The organism is Sphingomonas morindae (assembly GCF_023822065.1).
GTDB classification, from domain to species: domain Bacteria; phylum Pseudomonadota; class Alphaproteobacteria; order Sphingomonadales; family Sphingomonadaceae; genus Solisphingomonas; species Solisphingomonas morindae.
The window spans coordinates 818,114-834,236 of sequence record NZ_CP084930.1 but is presented as its reverse complement, the minus strand read 5'-3'; the positions used below and the strand labels follow the sequence as shown (position 1 = coordinate 834,236).

The 16,123-nt window shown below is 70.3% G+C and carries 18 protein-coding genes; 12 read left to right on the top strand and 6 right to left on the bottom strand.

Annotation, left to right across the window (positions count from 1 at the left end; all coding sequences use genetic code 11):
* Window positions 1–58 precede the first annotated feature (58 nt).
* The 4 genes from LHA26_RS04075 to LHA26_RS04060 all read left to right on the top strand — a co-directional run bounded on the left by LHA26_RS04075 (window position 59) and on the right by LHA26_RS04060 (window position 3,836).
* Entirely contained in the window at window positions 59–817 is a 759-nt protein-coding gene (locus tag LHA26_RS04075) for a Slam-dependent surface lipoprotein (RefSeq protein WP_252167465.1), read from the top strand.
* Between the two features lie 67 nt (window positions 818–884).
* Complete coding sequence (locus tag LHA26_RS04070; RefSeq protein WP_252167464.1) at window positions 885–2,330, top strand: surface lipoprotein assembly modifier; 1,446 nt, start codon at window positions 885–887, stop codon at window positions 2,328–2,330.
* On the top strand, window positions 2,320–3,174 hold the full coding sequence (locus LHA26_RS04065; protein ID WP_252167463.1) for an energy transducer TonB: 855 nt from the start codon (window positions 2,320–2,322) through the stop codon (window positions 3,172–3,174). The genes LHA26_RS04070 and LHA26_RS04065 overlap by 11 nt, the downstream gene beginning before the upstream one ends.
* Window positions 3,175–3,221: 47 nt before the next feature.
* A complete protein-coding gene (locus LHA26_RS04060; protein ID WP_252167462.1) occupies window positions 3,222–3,836 on the top strand; it encodes a biliverdin-producing heme oxygenase in 615 nt (204 codons plus the stop codon).
* Between the two features lie 18 nt (window positions 3,837–3,854).
* Here the strand turns inward: LHA26_RS04060 and LHA26_RS04055 are convergent, their stop codons facing one another.
* Complete coding sequence (locus tag LHA26_RS04055; protein WP_252167461.1) at window positions 3,855–4,346, bottom strand: cysteine hydrolase family protein; 492 nt, start codon at window positions 4,344–4,346, stop codon at window positions 3,855–3,857.
* A gap of 134 nt (window positions 4,347–4,480) precedes the next feature.
* Between LHA26_RS04055 and LHA26_RS04050 the strand changes: the two genes are divergently transcribed.
* The 7 genes from LHA26_RS04050 to LHA26_RS04020 all read left to right on the top strand — a co-directional run bounded on the left by LHA26_RS04050 (window position 4,481) and on the right by LHA26_RS04020 (window position 10,115).
* Complete coding sequence (locus tag LHA26_RS04050; protein ID WP_252167460.1) at window positions 4,481–4,828, top strand: ArsC family reductase; 348 nt, start codon at window positions 4,481–4,483, stop codon at window positions 4,826–4,828.
* A gap of 44 nt (window positions 4,829–4,872) precedes the next feature.
* Window positions 4,873–5,748, top strand: coding sequence for a 3-methyl-2-oxobutanoate hydroxymethyltransferase (panB, locus tag LHA26_RS04045; protein WP_252167459.1), 876 nt, complete (start codon window positions 4,873–4,875; stop codon window positions 5,746–5,748).
* Window positions 5,749–5,811: 63 nt separating this feature from the next.
* Entirely contained in the window at window positions 5,812–6,507 is a 696-nt protein-coding gene (locus LHA26_RS04040) for a tetratricopeptide repeat protein (protein WP_252167458.1), read from the top strand.
* Between the two features lie 23 nt (window positions 6,508–6,530).
* Complete coding sequence (locus tag LHA26_RS04035; RefSeq protein ID WP_252167457.1) at window positions 6,531–7,934, top strand: outer membrane protein assembly factor BamB family protein; 1,404 nt, start codon at window positions 6,531–6,533, stop codon at window positions 7,932–7,934.
* A gap of 89 nt (window positions 7,935–8,023) precedes the next feature.
* The gene (gene der, locus LHA26_RS04030) at window positions 8,024–9,394 is read left to right on the top strand and encodes a ribosome biogenesis GTPase Der (RefSeq protein WP_252167456.1); all 1,371 of its coding nucleotides are present in this window, start codon (window positions 8,024–8,026) and stop codon (window positions 9,392–9,394) included.
* Complete coding sequence (locus tag LHA26_RS04025) at window positions 9,391–9,618, top strand: sulfurtransferase TusA family protein (RefSeq protein ID WP_252167455.1); 228 nt, start codon at window positions 9,391–9,393, stop codon at window positions 9,616–9,618. Before der ends, LHA26_RS04025 begins: the two co-directional genes overlap by 4 nt.
* A gap of 65 nt (window positions 9,619–9,683) precedes the next feature.
* Entirely contained in the window at window positions 9,684–10,115 is a 432-nt protein-coding gene (locus LHA26_RS04020) for an Hpt domain-containing protein (RefSeq protein ID WP_252168286.1), read from the top strand.
* Between the two features lie 39 nt (window positions 10,116–10,154).
* Here LHA26_RS04020 and bfr read toward each other — a convergent pair whose 3' ends face one another.
* The 5 genes from bfr to LHA26_RS03995 form a co-directional block, all read right to left on the bottom strand.
* On the bottom strand, window positions 10,155–10,655 hold the full coding sequence (gene bfr / locus LHA26_RS04015) for a bacterioferritin (protein WP_252167454.1): 501 nt from the start codon (window positions 10,653–10,655) through the stop codon (window positions 10,155–10,157).
* An 81-nt stretch (window positions 10,656–10,736) separates the two neighbouring features.
* Window positions 10,737–10,907: a (2Fe-2S)-binding protein gene (locus LHA26_RS04010; RefSeq protein ID WP_252167453.1), complete on the bottom strand. Its 171-nt coding sequence runs from the start codon at window positions 10,905–10,907 to the stop codon at window positions 10,737–10,739.
* 35 nt (window positions 10,908–10,942) lie between these two features.
* Window positions 10,943–12,142, bottom strand: a complete 1,200-nt coding sequence (locus tag LHA26_RS04005) for a DUF418 domain-containing protein (RefSeq protein WP_252167452.1) — start codon at window positions 12,140–12,142, stop codon at window positions 10,943–10,945.
* An 89-nt stretch (window positions 12,143–12,231) separates the two neighbouring features.
* A complete protein-coding gene (gene purL, locus LHA26_RS04000; RefSeq protein ID WP_252167451.1) occupies window positions 12,232–14,397 on the bottom strand; it encodes a phosphoribosylformylglycinamidine synthase subunit PurL in 2,166 nt (721 codons plus the stop codon).
* 158 nt (window positions 14,398–14,555) lie between these two features.
* The gene (locus tag LHA26_RS03995; RefSeq protein WP_252167450.1) at window positions 14,556–14,969 is read right to left on the bottom strand and encodes a hypothetical protein; all 414 of its coding nucleotides are present in this window, start codon (window positions 14,967–14,969) and stop codon (window positions 14,556–14,558) included.
* A 155-nt stretch (window positions 14,970–15,124) separates the two neighbouring features.
* Between LHA26_RS03995 and LHA26_RS03990 the strand changes: the two genes are divergently transcribed.
* The gene (locus tag LHA26_RS03990) at window positions 15,125–16,120 is read left to right on the top strand and encodes a cysteine synthase A (protein WP_252167449.1); all 996 of its coding nucleotides are present in this window, start codon (window positions 15,125–15,127) and stop codon (window positions 16,118–16,120) included.
* Window positions 16,121–16,123: the final 3 nt, after the last annotated feature.

The following is a 16,123-nucleotide window of genomic DNA, read 5'->3' as shown; positions in this document are numbered from 1 at the left end:
CGACTGCCGGATGACGGCGCCCGAAGCATCGGGTGCTTCACCAAGCAGGAGAAGTACTGTGAAAATCGTCAATCTCAAGCGTCTTGCCACCTCTGTCGTGACGATGATTGCCCTTGCCGGCGCCGCCCAGGCGCAGGTGGTGGATGGCGGCAGCAGCGACGCCTCGCACAACAAGGTCGGTCTGAGCGCGAGCTTCGGGCCGATGCATCCGAGTGCGAAAAAGGCTGGGCTCAGCGCGCAAGCGACCGGCATAGATTACTATGTCGCCTTCCAGGATCTGAAGAATGACGGCGTGACCGACGGCAACCGCGTCACCACGATCAACAATCCGACCAGCGGCCCGAACGATCATCGCAATCTCGGCCTGTTCCACTTCGCCCAGGTGGCCAACAACGATGTCTGGTTCGGCGAATGGGCCGGCAATGCCACCTCCGGCAGCACCGATCATACGGTCTATTATGCCGGGACAAGCACGGGCACGACCGTTCCCACGAGCGGAACCGCCAGCTACTCGGTCAAGGGCATCAACAATTATGCCGCCGCAAGCGGTTTGTTGAGCGGCACGTTCAACGCCAACTTCACCGCCAAGACGCTGACCGGCAGCATCGCGAACGCGGCCTACAGCGTCAATATCGGCAACGCGACGATCACGAACGGCGGCGTAATCAGCAGCGGCAACGCCAGCAACTCGGCCGGCAACACCGGAGGCTCGGTCAACGGCCGCTTCTTCGGCGCCGGCGCGGCCGCGCTGGCCGGGATCGTCACCTTCGCCGGTGCACGCCAGAATGACACGGCCTTCGGTGGCACCAGGAACTGAGCCTGTGCGTCGGGGGGCAAGGGTCTTCGCGACCCTTGTCCTTCGCGGCGCGTGCCTGGCGTCGGCCATGCTCTGCATGATCGCGACGCCGGGCGGTGCGCGGGCGCAGCCGACGGCTCCTCTCGACACGGGGCTGCGGCTCGGCGAAGCGGCCGAGCGCCGCAAGGCCGCGGCCGACGCGCGCGCCGCCGCGGCGGCGGCCGATACCGCCGCGATCGCGATCGACGGCGCGCCCCAGGACGGAGGCTCCAACGCCAATGATCTCGGCGCAGCGCTCTATCTCTCGCTGGTCCGGCAGCGCTGGGCGGAGGCGCGCCGCCTTCTCGACGCCTATCGCACGCTGCCCGATCGCGACGCGGCGTTGCTGCTCTATGCCGAGGCGGCGCTGGCGCGCGCGCAGGGCGATCTGGCGCGGGCGACCGACACCTATCGTGCGCTGCTCGCGCGCCAGCCGGACTTGCTGCCGGCGCGGCTCGAACTCGCGCGCGCGCTCTTTCTGGATCATCGCGACCGGGAGGCGGCGCGGCTGTTCGACGATCTCCGGCGCGAACTCGCCACCCAGGGGGACAAGGCGGCGGGCGTGCTGCGGACGGTCGAGCTATTCCGGGGCGCGCTGCGCAAAAGACGCGGCGTGCAAGCCATGCTCTCGATCGGGCCGGGCTATAGCTCCAACCTCAACCAATCCTCGGCCAGCGCCACCTGTCTGCTCGCCGGAGACGATGGCGGCTGCCTGATCGACCGCAAGGTGCCCGCGCCGATCGCGGCGGCGGGGATCAACATCGAAGCCAATGCCGCCTGGCGCCGCCCGCTCGGCGGGCGGAGCGGCATCGCCGCGCGCGCGCTGCTGTTCGGCGATGTCTATCCGGGCAACCATGCCTATAGCCAGACATCGCTGTCGCTCTACGCCGGCTATGACCGGCGCTCGGCGCGGACGGGGCTGGTGCTGGCGCCGTCCTATGATCTTGGCACGCTCGGGGCGGCGCGGCTGTACGAGGCCTGGGGCGGCCATGGCGAATTCGGCGTGGCGATCGGCCCGCGCGCTTTGGTGCGGCTCGAGGCCAATCTGCGCCACTTCGCCTATCGCCGCGATGACTACCAGGATTTCAGCGGGCGCCAGGCCGATCTCGCGCTCACCGGCTGGTACACGCTGCCGCATGGCTGGACGCTGTTCGCCGGCCCGGACCTGGTCGACAAAAGCGCGCGCGATGCGGTCAACGCCTATCGGCAATATGGCGGGCGCGTCGGCCTGGTGAAGACAATCGGCGCGGCGGCCGAGCTGCTGCTGACGGCCTCGGTGCGGCAGCGCGACTATGCGGCCTATAGCGCGCTGCTCGACGCGACTCGGCGCGATACCGAGCAGACTTACAGCCTGCTCGCGCGATGGCCCGGCCTGCGCCTGGCCGGCTTCAGCCCCAGCCTGCTCGCCCAGCATGGCCGCACCGCCAGCACGGTCGATTGGCTCTACGCCTATCGCCGCACCAGCCTCAGCGTCAGGATCGATCATGTACTCTGAACTGGCTCGCCTCGACGATCCGCACGCCGCCGCCAAATTTCTGCGGCAGACCGCCGCGGGCGGCGGCGACGCGCCTGTTCTTGGCGAGGGCGGGTGGCGCGCGCGATCATCCTATGCGCCGCCGCGCGCCGCCCGGCCGGCGGGCGCGCTGGGCGCGCTGGCGATCGTCGCGGTCGCGCTGGCGTTGATCTTCTGGACCGCGCGCGCCCGCCTGATCCCGGCGGCGCCGCCGGCGCGCGCGACACGCCTGCTCCGCTTCGATCTCCCCGGCGCGGCGCCGCCTTCTTCCCGCAACGCGCCAGCGAGGCCGGACCCGCCTCGGCGCGAGGGCAGGCCGGAGGCGGCGCGCACGTCCGATGCCGCGGCGCCGGCCCCCGTCGCGCAACCGGCGCCCGCCCAGGCCGCCGCCACGACCGGCGCGCCTCCGGCCTTCTCGAGCGGTCCGGCGCGCGAGCCCGGTGCGCCGGCGACGGCACCGCCGGCCGTGGCGCCCGAAACCGGCACGGCGGCCGCGCAGGACGGCGCCGCCGCGCAGGCGGACGCCGCCGAGGCCGCGTGGCTGGCAAGGCTGCTCGGCCGCCTCCAGCAATTTCGCCGCTACCCGCGCGCCGCCGAGAGCGCCGGCCAGCAAGGCGTTGTCACCGTCGCGATCCTGGTGAGCCGCGAGGGTTCGGTGCTCGGCGTCGAGCTGCGCCGGCCTTCCGGATATCCGCTGCTCGACATGGAGGCGCTCGCCACCGTCCGCCGCGCCGCGCCCCTGCCGCCGCCCGATGCCGCGATCCGGGGCGATCCGGTGCGCGTCGAGGTGCCGGTGCGGTTCTCGCTGGACGCGCACCGCTCCTAGCCATCGCCCCTTTCTGCCCGCAACCCGCTTCCGAAAGGCCATTGCCCATGACCAAACTGATCGTCGAAGGCGCGCCCCTCCTGCACGAGGAAAGCCGCGCCAAGCGGCTCAAGGCCCTGACCTGCGAGCAGCACGCGCAGCTCGACTCCGCGCTCAGCCAGGCAGACACCTTCGCGAGTGTCGAAGCCTATGGCCGCTTCCTCGTTATGCAGCTGCAGTTCCACCGGGCGGTGGACGCGCTCTACCGGCATCCCCGGCTGCAAGCGCTGATCCCGCAGCTGGTGGAGCGCCGACGCCTGCCGCTCGTCGCGCTCGACCTGTCGGATCTTGGCCTGAGCGCGCCGCCGCCGGTTCAGCCGCCGGTCTTCGCGGAAGCGGCGCCGATCGAGGTCGCCACCGCGCTGGGCTGGCTCTATGTCGCCGAAGGATCGAACCTCGGCGCCAGTCTGCTCCGCAAGCAGGTGGCGAAGATCGGGCTTTCGGACGATTTCGGCGCGCGGCACCTGGCGCCGGCCCGGGAAGGGCCGGCCGAGCAGTGGCGCCGCTTCGTCGAGGCGCTCGACGCCGCGCCGCTGAGCGTGGTCGACGATGCGCGGGCCGGCGCCGGCGCGCGCGAAGCCTTCGCCCTCGTCCGGTCGCTCGCCGATCGTCACATCTTCTGATCCGGCGCCGGGCGCCCATTAGCCCTCGACCAGCTCCACCTTGCTCGCCAGGGCGCGGAGCGCGATGCGGTGGATCTGCTCGGTGGGCGCGGTGCAGAGATCGGGGGCGACCTGGACCCGCAGCCCGTCGGTCGCGCGGGACAGGGCGGTGAAGACGATGCAGTTCTGCGTCATCATCCCGCACAGGCGCAGCGTATCGATCCCGTCGAGATGGCGGGCGAGATCGGTGCCCTGAAAGGCATCGGCGACGCTCTTCGTCACGATCGGCGCCTCGGGCCCCGCCGCCGCCAGCACCGCCGGGCGCAGCGCCGCGCCCGCGCTGTCGGCGGCGAACAGCGCGGCATCGGCCGGGTTGCGGTGGCGGACGAGGAGGATGCGCTCGCCTGCCGCGCGCGCGTCGGCGATCGCCGCGACGATCGCGGCCTCGGTTTCAATGGCGCGCCACAGGGGCAGCGCGCCGCCGGGGAAATAATCCTGCTGAACGTCGATGATGGCCCACGCCGTCGTCATGCCATGCTCCCTTCGCCCCAAAAGTAGCGGGCGGCGCGGCAAAGGCCCATCCGGGCTTGCCGCAGGCCTGGGACTGGCCCGCGCCGCCCGGCTCGGCTAGGCGGCGGCGAGACCCGGGCTGAGGCGGAGCGGCGATGATCACCCTGTATGGCATCAAGGCGTGCGACACGATGAAGAAGGCGCGCGCCTGGCTGGACGCGCACGGCGTCGCCTATGCCTTCCACGATTACAAGACCGCCGGCATCGATCGCGCGCGGCTGGAGTCCTGGGTGGCCGAGATGGGCTGGGAAACGCTGCTCAACCGCGCCGGCACCAGCTTTCGCCGCCTGCCCGAGGCGGACAAGCAGGGGCTCGACGCGCCGCGCGCGGTGGCACTGATGCTGGCCCAGCCCTCGATGATCAAGCGGCCGGTGCTGGATATGGGCGCGGCGCGGATCGTCGGCTTCAAGCCCGATCTCTACGCGGACGCGCTGGCCGGCTGAGCGAAGCGCTTCCCCCGCGCGGCCCAAGGCTCTACAGCGCCGCCATGTCGACCAGCTTCACGCTCGATGCCGCGACCAGCCGCGCCACGCCCACGCCGACTCCGATGAAGCGGCTGACGGTGCCCGCCATCCGCGCGCGCAAGCCGGACATGCGCCCGGTGGCGGAGCCGATCGTGATGCTCACCGCCTATACCGCGCGCATGGCGCAGATCCTCGATCCGCATTGCGACATGCTGCTCGTGGGCGACAGCCTCGCCCAGGTGATCTACGGCCTGCCCTCGACGCTGCCGGTGAGCCTGGACATGATGGCCGCGCATGGCGCCGCCGTGGTGCGCGGCTCCTGGCACAGCGTGGTGGTGATCGACATGCCGTTCGGCAGCTACGAGGCCTCGCCCGAACAGGCCTTCGCCGCGGCGGCGCGGCTGCTCAAGGAAAGCGGCGCGGCGGCGGTCAAGCTGGAAGGCGGCGAGGCGATGGCGCCGACCGTGGCCTTTCTGGCGGCGCGGGGCATTCCGGTGGTCGGCCATGTCGGGCTGACGCCGCAGGCGGTGAACGCGCTGGGCGGCTATGGCGCGCGCGGGCGCGAGCCCGCCGAGGAGGCGAAGATCCTCGCCGATGCGCGCGCGATCGCCGAGGCCGGCTGCTTCGCGCTGGTGGTGGAAGGCGTGATGGAGCCCCTGGCGGTGGCGATCACCGGCGCGGTGCCCTGCCCGGTGATCGGCATCGGCGCCTCGGCGGCGTGCGACGGCCAGGTGCTGGTGATCGACGACATGCTCGGCATGTTCGAACGCACCGCGCGGTTCGTGAAGCGGTACGACGAATTCGCCGGGCGGATCGATGCGGCGGCGGCCCGCTATGCGGCCGAGGTGCGCGCCCGCGCCTTCCCCGAGACGGCACATATCTACGCGCCCAAGCCATAGGCCATTTGTTTCCGCCGGCCGGCCCGGCTAAGGTCCGCGTCCCTGATCCCTGGAGAGTTGGTTTTGGCCCGATCGCCGCACAGTAACGAGGCGTTTTTCCGCGAGGTGGACGATGAGGTCCGCCGCGAGAAGATGACGGTCGCCGCGCGCCGCTACGGCCTGATCGCCGCGGCGCTGGTGGTGATCGGCCTGATCGCCTTTGGCGGCTGGTTGTTCTGGCAGCATCATCGCGACGTGCGCGCGGGCGAGAATGGCGAGGTGCTGACCGCGGCGATGACCGCGCTCGGCGCCGGCAACAGCGCCGCCGCCAAGACCAAGCTCGCCACGCTGGAGCAGGATGGCAGCGCCGGCTATGCCGCGCTCGCCGGCGTGTTGCAGGCCGATGCGCTGATCCGCGACGGCAAGAATGGCGACGCCGCGACCAAATTCATGGCCGTCGCCAACGATGCCGGCGCGCCGCAGCCGGTGCGCGATCTGGCGCTGGTCCGCGCCACCGCGCTCGCCTTCGATACGCTGCCGCCGGGCACGGTGATCGCCCGGCTCAAGCCGCTGATGGTGCCTGGCACCGCCTGGTTCGGATCGGCGGGCGAGCTGACCGGGCTGGCGCAGATGAAGCTCGGCCAGACCAAAGAGGCCGCGCAAAGCTTCGCGGAAGTGGCCAAGGACCGGAGCGTGCCGCAATCGCTGCGCGGCCGCGTCGCCCAGCTTGCCGCCGATCTCGGCCGGGACGTTCAGCCTGCCGACAGCGGCCGGTCCTGACAGGGGCTAAGGATTTTAAACCGATGATGATGAGCGGGCGGGCGATGCGAAAGCCTTTGGCGGCGATGACGGCGGTGCTGCTGCTGTCGGGATGCGGTATCTTCAAGGGCCATGGCGACGGCAAGCCCAAGACGGCGGTGCTGGGCGAGCGTGTGCCGGTGCTGACGGTGGAGGAGGGCGCAAGCTCCGATCCCGGTCTCGCCAACACGCCGGTGCAGGTGCCCCCGGCCGAGGTGAATAGCGGCTGGCCGCAGCCGGGCGGCAATCCGCAAAAGGCGATGGGCAATGTCGCGCTGGGCGCGCAGCCGGCGCGGGTCTGGACGGCGCGGCTCGAGGGCGCCAAGGCGGGCGCGCGACTGGGCGCGGCGCCGGTGATCGCCGACGGCAAGCTCTATGTCATGGATACCACCGCCACGGTGCGCGCCTTCAACGCCGCCACCGGCGAACTGCTGTGGAAGGCGCAGCTGGCCGGACGCGAGGGCCCGGCGCTGAAGCGCGGCGGCCCGGTCGGGCTGGTGCTCGGCAAGAAGCGCAAGAGCTTCCGCAAGTCGCTGTTCGGCGGCGGTGTCAGCTACGACAATGGCAAGCTCTACGCCACCAACGGCCTGGGCGAGGTGGCGCAACTCGATGCCGCGAGCGGCAAGATCGAGTGGAAGGTGACGCCGGCGGGCCCGATGCGCGGCGCCCCGGCGATCGGCAATGGCGCCGTCTATGCGATGACGCAGGACAATCAGCTCTACGCGCTCAACGAGGCCGATGGCGCCACGCAATGGACCGCGAGCGGCCCGCTGCAATCGGCCGGCGTGTTCGGCGCGGGCGCCCCGGCGATCGCGCGCGGCACGGTGATCGCGGGCTTCTCCTCGGGCGATCTCGATGCCTATCGCTACGAGAATGGCCGCGTCGTGTGGCAGGACGCGCTGACGCGCACCAGCGTCTCGACGACGGTGGGCGATGTCTCCGATGTCGATGCGAGCCCGGTGGTGGACGATACGCGCGTCTATGCGGTGGGCGCGGGCGGCCGCACCATCGCGCTCGATCTCGTCACCGGCCAGCGGCTGTGGGAGCTCAACATCGGCGGCATCTCCACCCCGGCGCTGGGCGGGGACTGGCTGTTCGTGGTGAGCGATACGGCGCAGCTCTATTGCATCCAGCGCACCACGGGCAAGATCCGCTGGACGACCCAGCTCGATCGCTGGAAGAACCCGAAGAAGAAGACCAAGCAGATCACCTGGAGCGGGCCGGTGCTGGCCGGCGGCCGGCTGCTGCTCACCAGCACCGACGGCGATCTCGCCTATGTCGCGCCGGAAACGGGCAAGGTCTCGGCGCAGGTGCGGATTTCGAAGAAGCCGGTGAATCTGCCGCCGGTGGTGGCCAATTCCATGCTCTACACGCTGGCGAGCGACGGCACGCTGTCCGCCTGGCGCTGAGCCGCCGTCTCGGCGCGGCGCGGGCGTCTTGGCGGCCCGCGCCGCGCAAGCCCATTTAGTTTGGCGCGGGAATAGGGTAGCGCGCGGGCATGTCCCGTCTCCCTACCGTCGCAATCGTCGGCCGCCCCAATGTCGGCAAGTCGACGCTGTTCAACCGCCTGGTCGGCAAGCGCATCGCGCTGGTCGATGATCGGCCCGGCGTCACCCGCGATCGGCGCGAGGGCGAGGGCCAGCTGCTCGGCCTCAGTTTCCGCCTGTTCGATACCGCCGGGTTCGAGGATGAGGATCCCCAGTCGCTGCCCGGGCGGATGCGGGTGCAGACCGAGGCGGCGGTGCGCCAGGCGGATGTCGCCCTGTTCGTCTTCGATGCCCGCGCCGGCGTGACCCCGCTGGACGAGGAGGTGGCGCGCTGGCTTCGGGGCAGCGACACGCCCGTCATCCTCGCCGCCAACAAGGCCGAAGGCCGCGCCGCCGAGCCGGGCATCTTCGAAAGCTTCGCGCTCGGCCTGGGCGATCCGGTGCCGATCTCCGCCGAACATGGCGAGGGCATGGGCGATCTCTTCCAGGCGCTGCTGCCGCATATCGAGCGCGCCGAGCTGGAGGCCGAAGCGGCGGAGGCGGAGAGCGAGGAGGAGGCCCAGCCCGATGCGCCGCTCAAGCTCGCCATCGTCGGCCGTCCCAATGCCGGCAAGTCCACGCTCGTCAACCAGCTGCTGGGCGAGGACCGGCTGATCACCGGGCCCGAAGCGGGCATCACCCGCGATTCGATCGCGGTGGATTGGGAGTGGCAGGGCCGCAAGGTGCGGCTGATCGATACCGCCGGGCTCCGCAAGCGCGCCAAGATCGAGGACAAGCTCGAGAAACTCTCCGCCTCCGATACGATGCGCGCGGTGGATTTCGCCGAGGTGGTGGTGCTGCTGCTGGACGCCACGCGCGGGCTGGAGGCGCAGGATCTGCGCATCGCCGACCGCGTCCTGGAAGAGGGGCGCGCGCTGCTGATCGCGCTCAACAAATGGGATGTCGCGGAGAATCAGTCCTCGCTGTTCAACGGCGTCAAGGCGGCGCTGGACGAGGGGCTGTCGCAGGTGCGCGGCGTGCCGGTGCTGGCGGTCTCGGCGGCGACGGGCAAGGGTTTGGACCAGCTGCTCGGCGCGGCGTTCGAGACGCGCGAGGCCTGGTCGCGGCGCGTCTCGACCGGCCAGCTCAACCGCTGGTTCGAGGCGGCGGTGGAAAAGAATCCGCCTCCCGCCCCGGGCGGCAAGCGGATCAAGCTGCGCTTCGTCACCCAGGTGAAGACGCGGCCGCCGAGCTTCGTGCTGTTCGGCACGCGCGTGGATCAGCTGCCCACCAGCTATCAGCGCTATCTCATCAACGGCATCCGTCGCGAGCTTGGCTTTGGCGCGGTGCCGGTGCGGCTGACGCTGCGCGCCCCCAAAAATCCGTTCAAGACGGCGGAGTGACCGGCGCGGCGCTCGATCTGCGCGGGCTCCGCTGCCCCTGGCCGGTGCTGCGCGCGGCGCGGGCGCTGCGCGAAGGCGGCGGGGCGGGGCTGGCGGTGCGGCTGGATGACGAGCGCGCCGTCAGCGAGATCCACGCGCTCGCCGCCGCGCAGGGGCGCAGCGTGCGGACCGTCGACGATTGGGTCCATCTCGGACCTCAGACCATCGACGAAGGTGGAAAGTAAGCCTCTGTTTACGTTGGGCGGCGATAAGCCGGAGCCTGAGGTAAGCAAAGGAAGCGGCAGTGACGATGGCAGCGGGGGAGCTGGTCGACTGGGCGGTCTTCGCGCGGGCGCGGGCCGAGCTGGGGACCGCCTTTGTCCGCATCCTGGGATATTTCCGGGAGGACGGCACCAAGGCGGTCGGGGCGATCGAGCAGGCGATGCGGCTGCGTTCGGCAGCGGCGCTGGTGCTGCCCGCGCACACGCTGAAGGGCGAGGCGCGGCAGTTCGGCGCGCTGCCGCTCGCGGCGCTGGCCGAGGACATCGAGATGACCGCGCGCCATTGCGTGGAGATGCGCACCGCGCCGGACGAGCTTATCCAGCGCGTGATCGATCTCCGGCCGCGCTTCGAGGCGACGCTCGCCCTGTTCGATCGCGAGCTCGGCCAGATGGCGGAGCGGCGCGCGCCGAGCGGCTTCGGCCGGCGTCCGGGCGCCGGCTTCGGCGTGGCGCAACGCTGAGCGGCAGCGGCCCCGGCGCGCGGCCGGGGCCCACCCGGCTCAATCGCCGGTGGCGGCGCTTTCCTCGTTGGCGGGCTTGGACTGGAGCTGCACATAATTGCCGATCCCCATCAGGCGGATCAGATCGAACTGCTTCTCCAGATAATCGACATGCTCTTCCTCGTTGGCGAGGATCTTGAGGAAGAGGTCCCGGCTCACATAATCGCGCACCGCCTCGGCATGGGCGATGCCTTCGCGCAGCGTGGGGATGGCCTCCTCTTCCAGCGCCATGTCGGCGCGGAGAATCTCCTCCACCGTCTCGCCCACGCGCAGCCGGCCGAGCAGCTGGAAATTGGGCAGGCCCTCGAGGAAGAGGATGCGCGCCGCCAGCCAATCGGCGTGGCGCATCTCGTCGATCGATTCATGATATTCGAAATCGGCGAGCTTCTCGACGCCCCAATGTTCGAGCATGCGATAATGCAGGAAATACTGGTTGATCGCGGTCAGCTCATTCTTGAGCGCCGTGTTCAGGATTTCCAGGATCTTGGGGTCGCCCTTCATGCTCGTCTCCGTTGCGCGGCTGCAACACCGTAGGGCCGCCTCCGGGCAAAGCCCATCGCGAACGACTCGCGCAAGCGATTCTCAGGCGACGTTGCGCTCCTCTGCGATCAGCGCGCGCGCGAAGGGCAGGCATTTGCCGCATTTGGCGCGGCAGCCGAGCTTGGCATAGGCGGTGGCGGGATCATTGGCGCCTTGGCGGGCGGCCTCGCGCAATTGCGCTTCGCGGATCACATTGCAGACGCAGACGACCATCGGGCTCCCCGGCGTTGGACGCCCGGCCTATAGGGCTAATGCGATCCAGTTGCAATGCTTCTGCGAAAGACTTGCAGTTCCCCGCGCGCCAGGCTGCGCCACATCCATTCCAGCGGACCGTAGCGGAAGCGGCGCAGCCAGGCGGGGCTCCAGAGCAGCATGAGCGCCCAGACCATCGGCACCAGCGCATAGAGCTGGCCGCGATCGAGCCGCGCGAACAGCCCCAGCCCCCAGCCCTGGAACAGCGCGCACATCAGCAGCGTGGTGAGCAGATAGTTGCTGAAGGCCATGCGCCCGGCCGCCTGCAGCCGCCGTGCCCAGCGGCCGCTCCCGCCCAGGCGGGGCACGGCCCAGCCGGCATAGCCCAGCGCCAGCAGCGGGCGCAGCGGCACGCCGCCGAGCGTCGCCGCCGCGAAGACGGGCAGGGTCGCGAAGTCCGATCGCCAGCACAGCAGGCAGAGCAGCGCCGAGAGCGGCAGGCCGAGCCCAACGCCCCAGGCGCCGAGCCGCCGATAGCGCGCGCGCGGCCAGGCGCCGGCGAAGAAGCCCGACTGCTGGAGCGCCATGCCGATCAGCATATAGGCGAGCGTCTCGGGCCCGTTGAACAGCAGCAGAAAGGGCGCGCCGGCGGCCAGGGTGGCGAGGTTGGCGGCCACGATGCCGCCCCACGCGCCGCGCTGGCGCGCGATCTCGGCGGCGATGCGCGCCGGATCGCCGATGCCGACATTGGCGGCGAAATCCCGCCACTGCGCGAGGCGCGCGGGATCGGCATGGGGCGCGAGCGCCTCGGCCCGCAGCGCGACATTGCCGAGCAGCACCCAGGCCTGGGCGAGCGCCTGTAACAGCAGCAGGCCGAGCGCGAGCCGCCAGAGGCGGCGCCCGTCCAGCGCGGCGAAGGGCGCGGCGAGCAGGCCGATCAGCGCGTAATGGAGCAGGATGTCGCCGGGCCAGAGCAGCACCCAATGGGCGATGCCGAACAGGCCCAGGCTGATCATCCGCGCCCGATGAACCGCCCCCGCATCCTCCCCGGCGGCCTCGGCGCGGGCCAGCACCAGCGCGGTCGAGGCGCCGAACAGGATCGAGAAGAGCGCGCGCATCTTGCCGTCCACGGCGATGAAGCCGCAGGACCAGAGGAGGAGGTCCGCCGGCCCGGCTGGCCCCAGCGCGCGCGGGTTAAAATAGGCGCCGGAGGGCAGGGCGAAGCCGCTGATGTTCATCAGCACGATGCCCAGCACCGCAAGCCCGCGCAGGCCATCCAGCGCGGCCAGGCGCGGCGCCGGCGCGGGATCGGGCGCCGGCGCGGGCGGAGGCGCGCCGGCCGCGATCAGGCGAGCGCGCCGTCGGCGCCCATCAGCGCGGGGAAGAAGCCCTGATGCGCGCGGGCGAGATCGGCCAGCGCCACCCCCGCCACGCTGCGGCCGCCGGTGCGGCCGATCACCGTTCCGCAGGTGAGCGTGCCCGGCGGCGCGGTGACGATGTAGCGCGCCTGATCCTCGCCAAAGGCGGTGGCGGCGTCGCGCACATCGTCCAGCGTCGCGCCGATGCCGCCCGCCAGCGCCATCTCGGCGATGGCGACCAGCAGCCCGCCATCGGAGATATCGTGCACTGCGGTGACGCGGCCCTCGGTGATCAGCGTGCGCACCAGCGTGCCATGCGCCTTTTCCGCCGCGAGATCGACGGGCGGCGGCGGCCCTTCCTCGCGGCCATGGCATTCGCGCAGCCACAAGGACTGGCCGAGATGCCGGCCCGGCGCCCCGATCAGCACGACCTCCTCGCCCTCGGCCTTGAAGCCGATGGTGGCCGAGCGCGACCAGTCCGCCAGCAGGCCGACGCCGCCGATGGCGGGCGTGGGCAGGATCGCCGAGCCGCTGCCATCCTCGGCCTTGGTCTCGTTGTAGAGCGAGACATTGCCGGACACGATCGGGAAGTCGAGCGCGCGGCAGGCTTCGCCCATGCCCTCGATGCAGCCGACGAACTGGCCCATGATTTCGGGCCGCTGCGGATTGCCGAAATTCATGCAGTCGGTGGTGGCGAGCGGGGTCGCGCCCACCGCCGAGAGGTTGCGATAGCATTCGGCGATCGCCTGCTTGCCGCCCTCGAAGGGGTCGGCCTGGCAGTAGCGCGGGGTGCAATCGGTCGACAGGGCGAGGCCCTTGGCGGTGCCGTGCACGCGCACCACGGCGGCATCGCCGCCCGGGCGCTGCACCGTGTCGCCGCCGACCATGTGATCATATTGCTCCCAGATCCAGCGCCGCGAGGCGATGTCGGGCGAGCCCATCAGCGTCAGCAGATCGCGGCCGAGATCGGCGCTTTCCGGCACCGCCGAGAGCGGCGCGGGCGGCGTGGTGCGGACAAAGGGCCGCTGATAGCAGGGCGCCTCGTCGGCGAGCGGGCCGAGCGGAATGTCGCACACCACCTCGCCATGCCAGGTCAGCACCATGCGGCCGGTGTCGGTGACCCGGCCGATCACCGCGAAATCCAACTCCCATTTGCGGAAAATGGCCTCGGCAAAGGCCTCGCGGCCCGGCTTCAGCACCATCAGCATGCGCTCCTGGCTTTCGGAGAGCATCATCTCATAGGGGGTCATGCCGGTTTCGCGCTGCGGCACCTGATCCATGACCAGCTCGATGCCGACGCCGCCCTTGGAGGCCATCTCCACCGAGGAGGAGGTGAGGCCCGCCGCGCCCATATCCTGGATGGCGACGATCGCGTCCGAGGCCATCAGCTCGAGACAGGCTTCGATCAGCAGCTTCTCGGTGAAGGGATCGCCGACCTGGACGGTGGGGCGCTTCTCCTCGCTCTCCTCGGTGAAATCGGCCGACGCCATGGTGGCGCCGTGGATGCCGTCGCGGCCCGTCTTGGAGCCGACATAGACGATCGGATTGCCGATGCCGCTCGCCGCCGAGTAGAAGATCTTGTCGGTCTCGGCCACGCCCACCGTCATGGCGTTGACAAGGATGTTGCCATCATAGGCCGGGTGGAAGTTCACCTCGCCGCCCACCGTCGGCACGCCCACGCAATTGCCATAGCCGCCAATTCCATGGACCACGCCGGCGATGAGGTGGCGGGTCTTGGGATGATCGGGCCGGCCGAAGCGCAGCGCGTTCAGATTGGCGACCGGGCGCGCGCCCATGGTGAACACGTCGCGCAGGATGCCGCCCACGCCCGTCGCCGCGCCCTGATAGGGCTCGATATAGGAGGGGTGGTTATGGCTCTCCATCTTGAAGATGGCGGCCTGACCGTCGCCGATATCGACGACGCCGGCATTCTCGCCCGGCCCGCAGATCACCTGCGGCCCGGTGGTCGGCAGCGTGCGGAGATGGACCCGGCTCGACTTGTAGGAGCAATGCTCCGACCACATTACCGAGAAGATGCCCAGCTCGGTAAGATTGGGCACGCGGCCGAGCGCGATGAGCACCCGCTCATATTCCTCCGGCGTAAAGCCGTGGCTGGCGACGATCTCGGGGGTGATGGCGGGGCTGTCGGTCATGGCCGCAGCCGATAGCCGAGCCGCGCGACGCAGACAAAAGAAAATGGCTTGGCCGCCCGCCGCATCGCGGGGGGGATGGAAGATGGCGCCGCGCGGCGCCGAGCATGAAAAAGGCCGGCGACAAGGTCGCCGGCCGGACATGGTTCAAGGCCGGGAGATCAGCCCTTGCAGCTCTGCTTGCCCTTGCCGGGCAAGGTGACATCGACATTGGAGGCCTTGGACGTGCCGGAGATGGCGTAGCCGCCCTCGGCAGTGAGCGGCTGGCCGGCCTGATCGGCCTTGAGCATCACGGGCGAATCGTCCTTCTTGGGGCGCACGGTGGCGCTTTTGCCGCCGGCGAACCAATCGATATAGACGACGCTGTTGTCCTTGCAGCGGTAGCTCTTGCTCGCCTCGATGGCGGGCGGCAGCTCGACCGGCTTGGCGTGGGCGAGGGCTTCCTTCTGATCGTCGTTGGGGCCGACCTCGATATTCTCGGGCTGCATGTTGCAGGCGCCGAGCGCGAACAGGAGAAGGCCGGCGGCGGCCGGCGCGGCGAGACGGATGCGGGGGAGGATGTGCATAACGATCATAAGTGATCGTTAACAGGGTGCGCCGCGTCAAGATGCATTGTGCATTGCGGCGCGCCACATTGGCCCGCTTTCGGGACAGGCCGACGAAGCTGCGCTTGGCGATGGCCGTGCAAAGGTGCGTTGCCGTTCGCGCCCGGGCATCCTATCCATGCACCATGGCCAGCCGCATCGTGCCCGGTGCCCTTTCGCTCATCGGCAACACACCCCTTGTCCGTCTCGCCGGCGCCAGCGCCGAGAGCGGATGCGAAATCCTCGCCAAGTGCGAGTTCATGAACCCCGGGGGCTCGGTGAAGGACCGCGCCGCCCGCTTCATCATCGAGGATGGCGAGGCGCGCGGCGCGCTCGGCCCCGACGGGGTGATCGTGGAGGGCACCGCCGGCAACACCGGCATCGGCCTGGCGCTGGTGGGCAATGCCAAGGGCTATCGCACCATCATCGTCATTCCCGAGACGCAGAGCCAGGAAAAGAAGGACACGCTGCGCGCGCTGGGCGCCGAGCTGGTGGAGGTGCCGCCCACCAGCTACTCCAACCCCGCCCATTATGTGCACACCTCGCGTCGCATCGCCGAGGAGACGCCGGGCGGCTTCTGGTCCAACCAGTTCGACAACACCGCCAACCGCATGGCCCATATCCGCACGACCGCGCCCGAGATCTGGGCGCAGACGGGCGGCCGGATCGACGGCTTCACATGCGCCTGCGGCACCGGCGGCACGCTGGCCGGGGTGGGGCTGGGGCTGAAGGAGCAGGACGAGCGCATCACCATCGCGCTCACCGATCCGCACGGCGCAGCGCTCTACAGCTATTATGCGCAGGGCGAACTCGCCGCCGAGGGCAGCTCGGTGGCGGAGGGGATCGGCCAGAGCCGGATCACCGCCAATCTCGACGGGGCGCCGATCGACACCCAGTTCCGCGTCGCCGACGAGGAGGGGTTGCGCTGGGTGCGCCAGTTGCTGATGGAGGAGGGGCTGTGCGTCGGCCTGTCTTCCGGTATCAACGTCGCCGGCGCGGTCGCGCTGGGCAAGGCGTTGGGACCAGGCAAGACGATCGTCACCATCCTCTGCGATTCAGGCATGCGCTACCTCTCCACCCTCTCCAATCCCGTCTGGCTCGCCGCCAAGGGCCTGCCGGTGCCGGATTGGCTCGCGCGCTAAGCG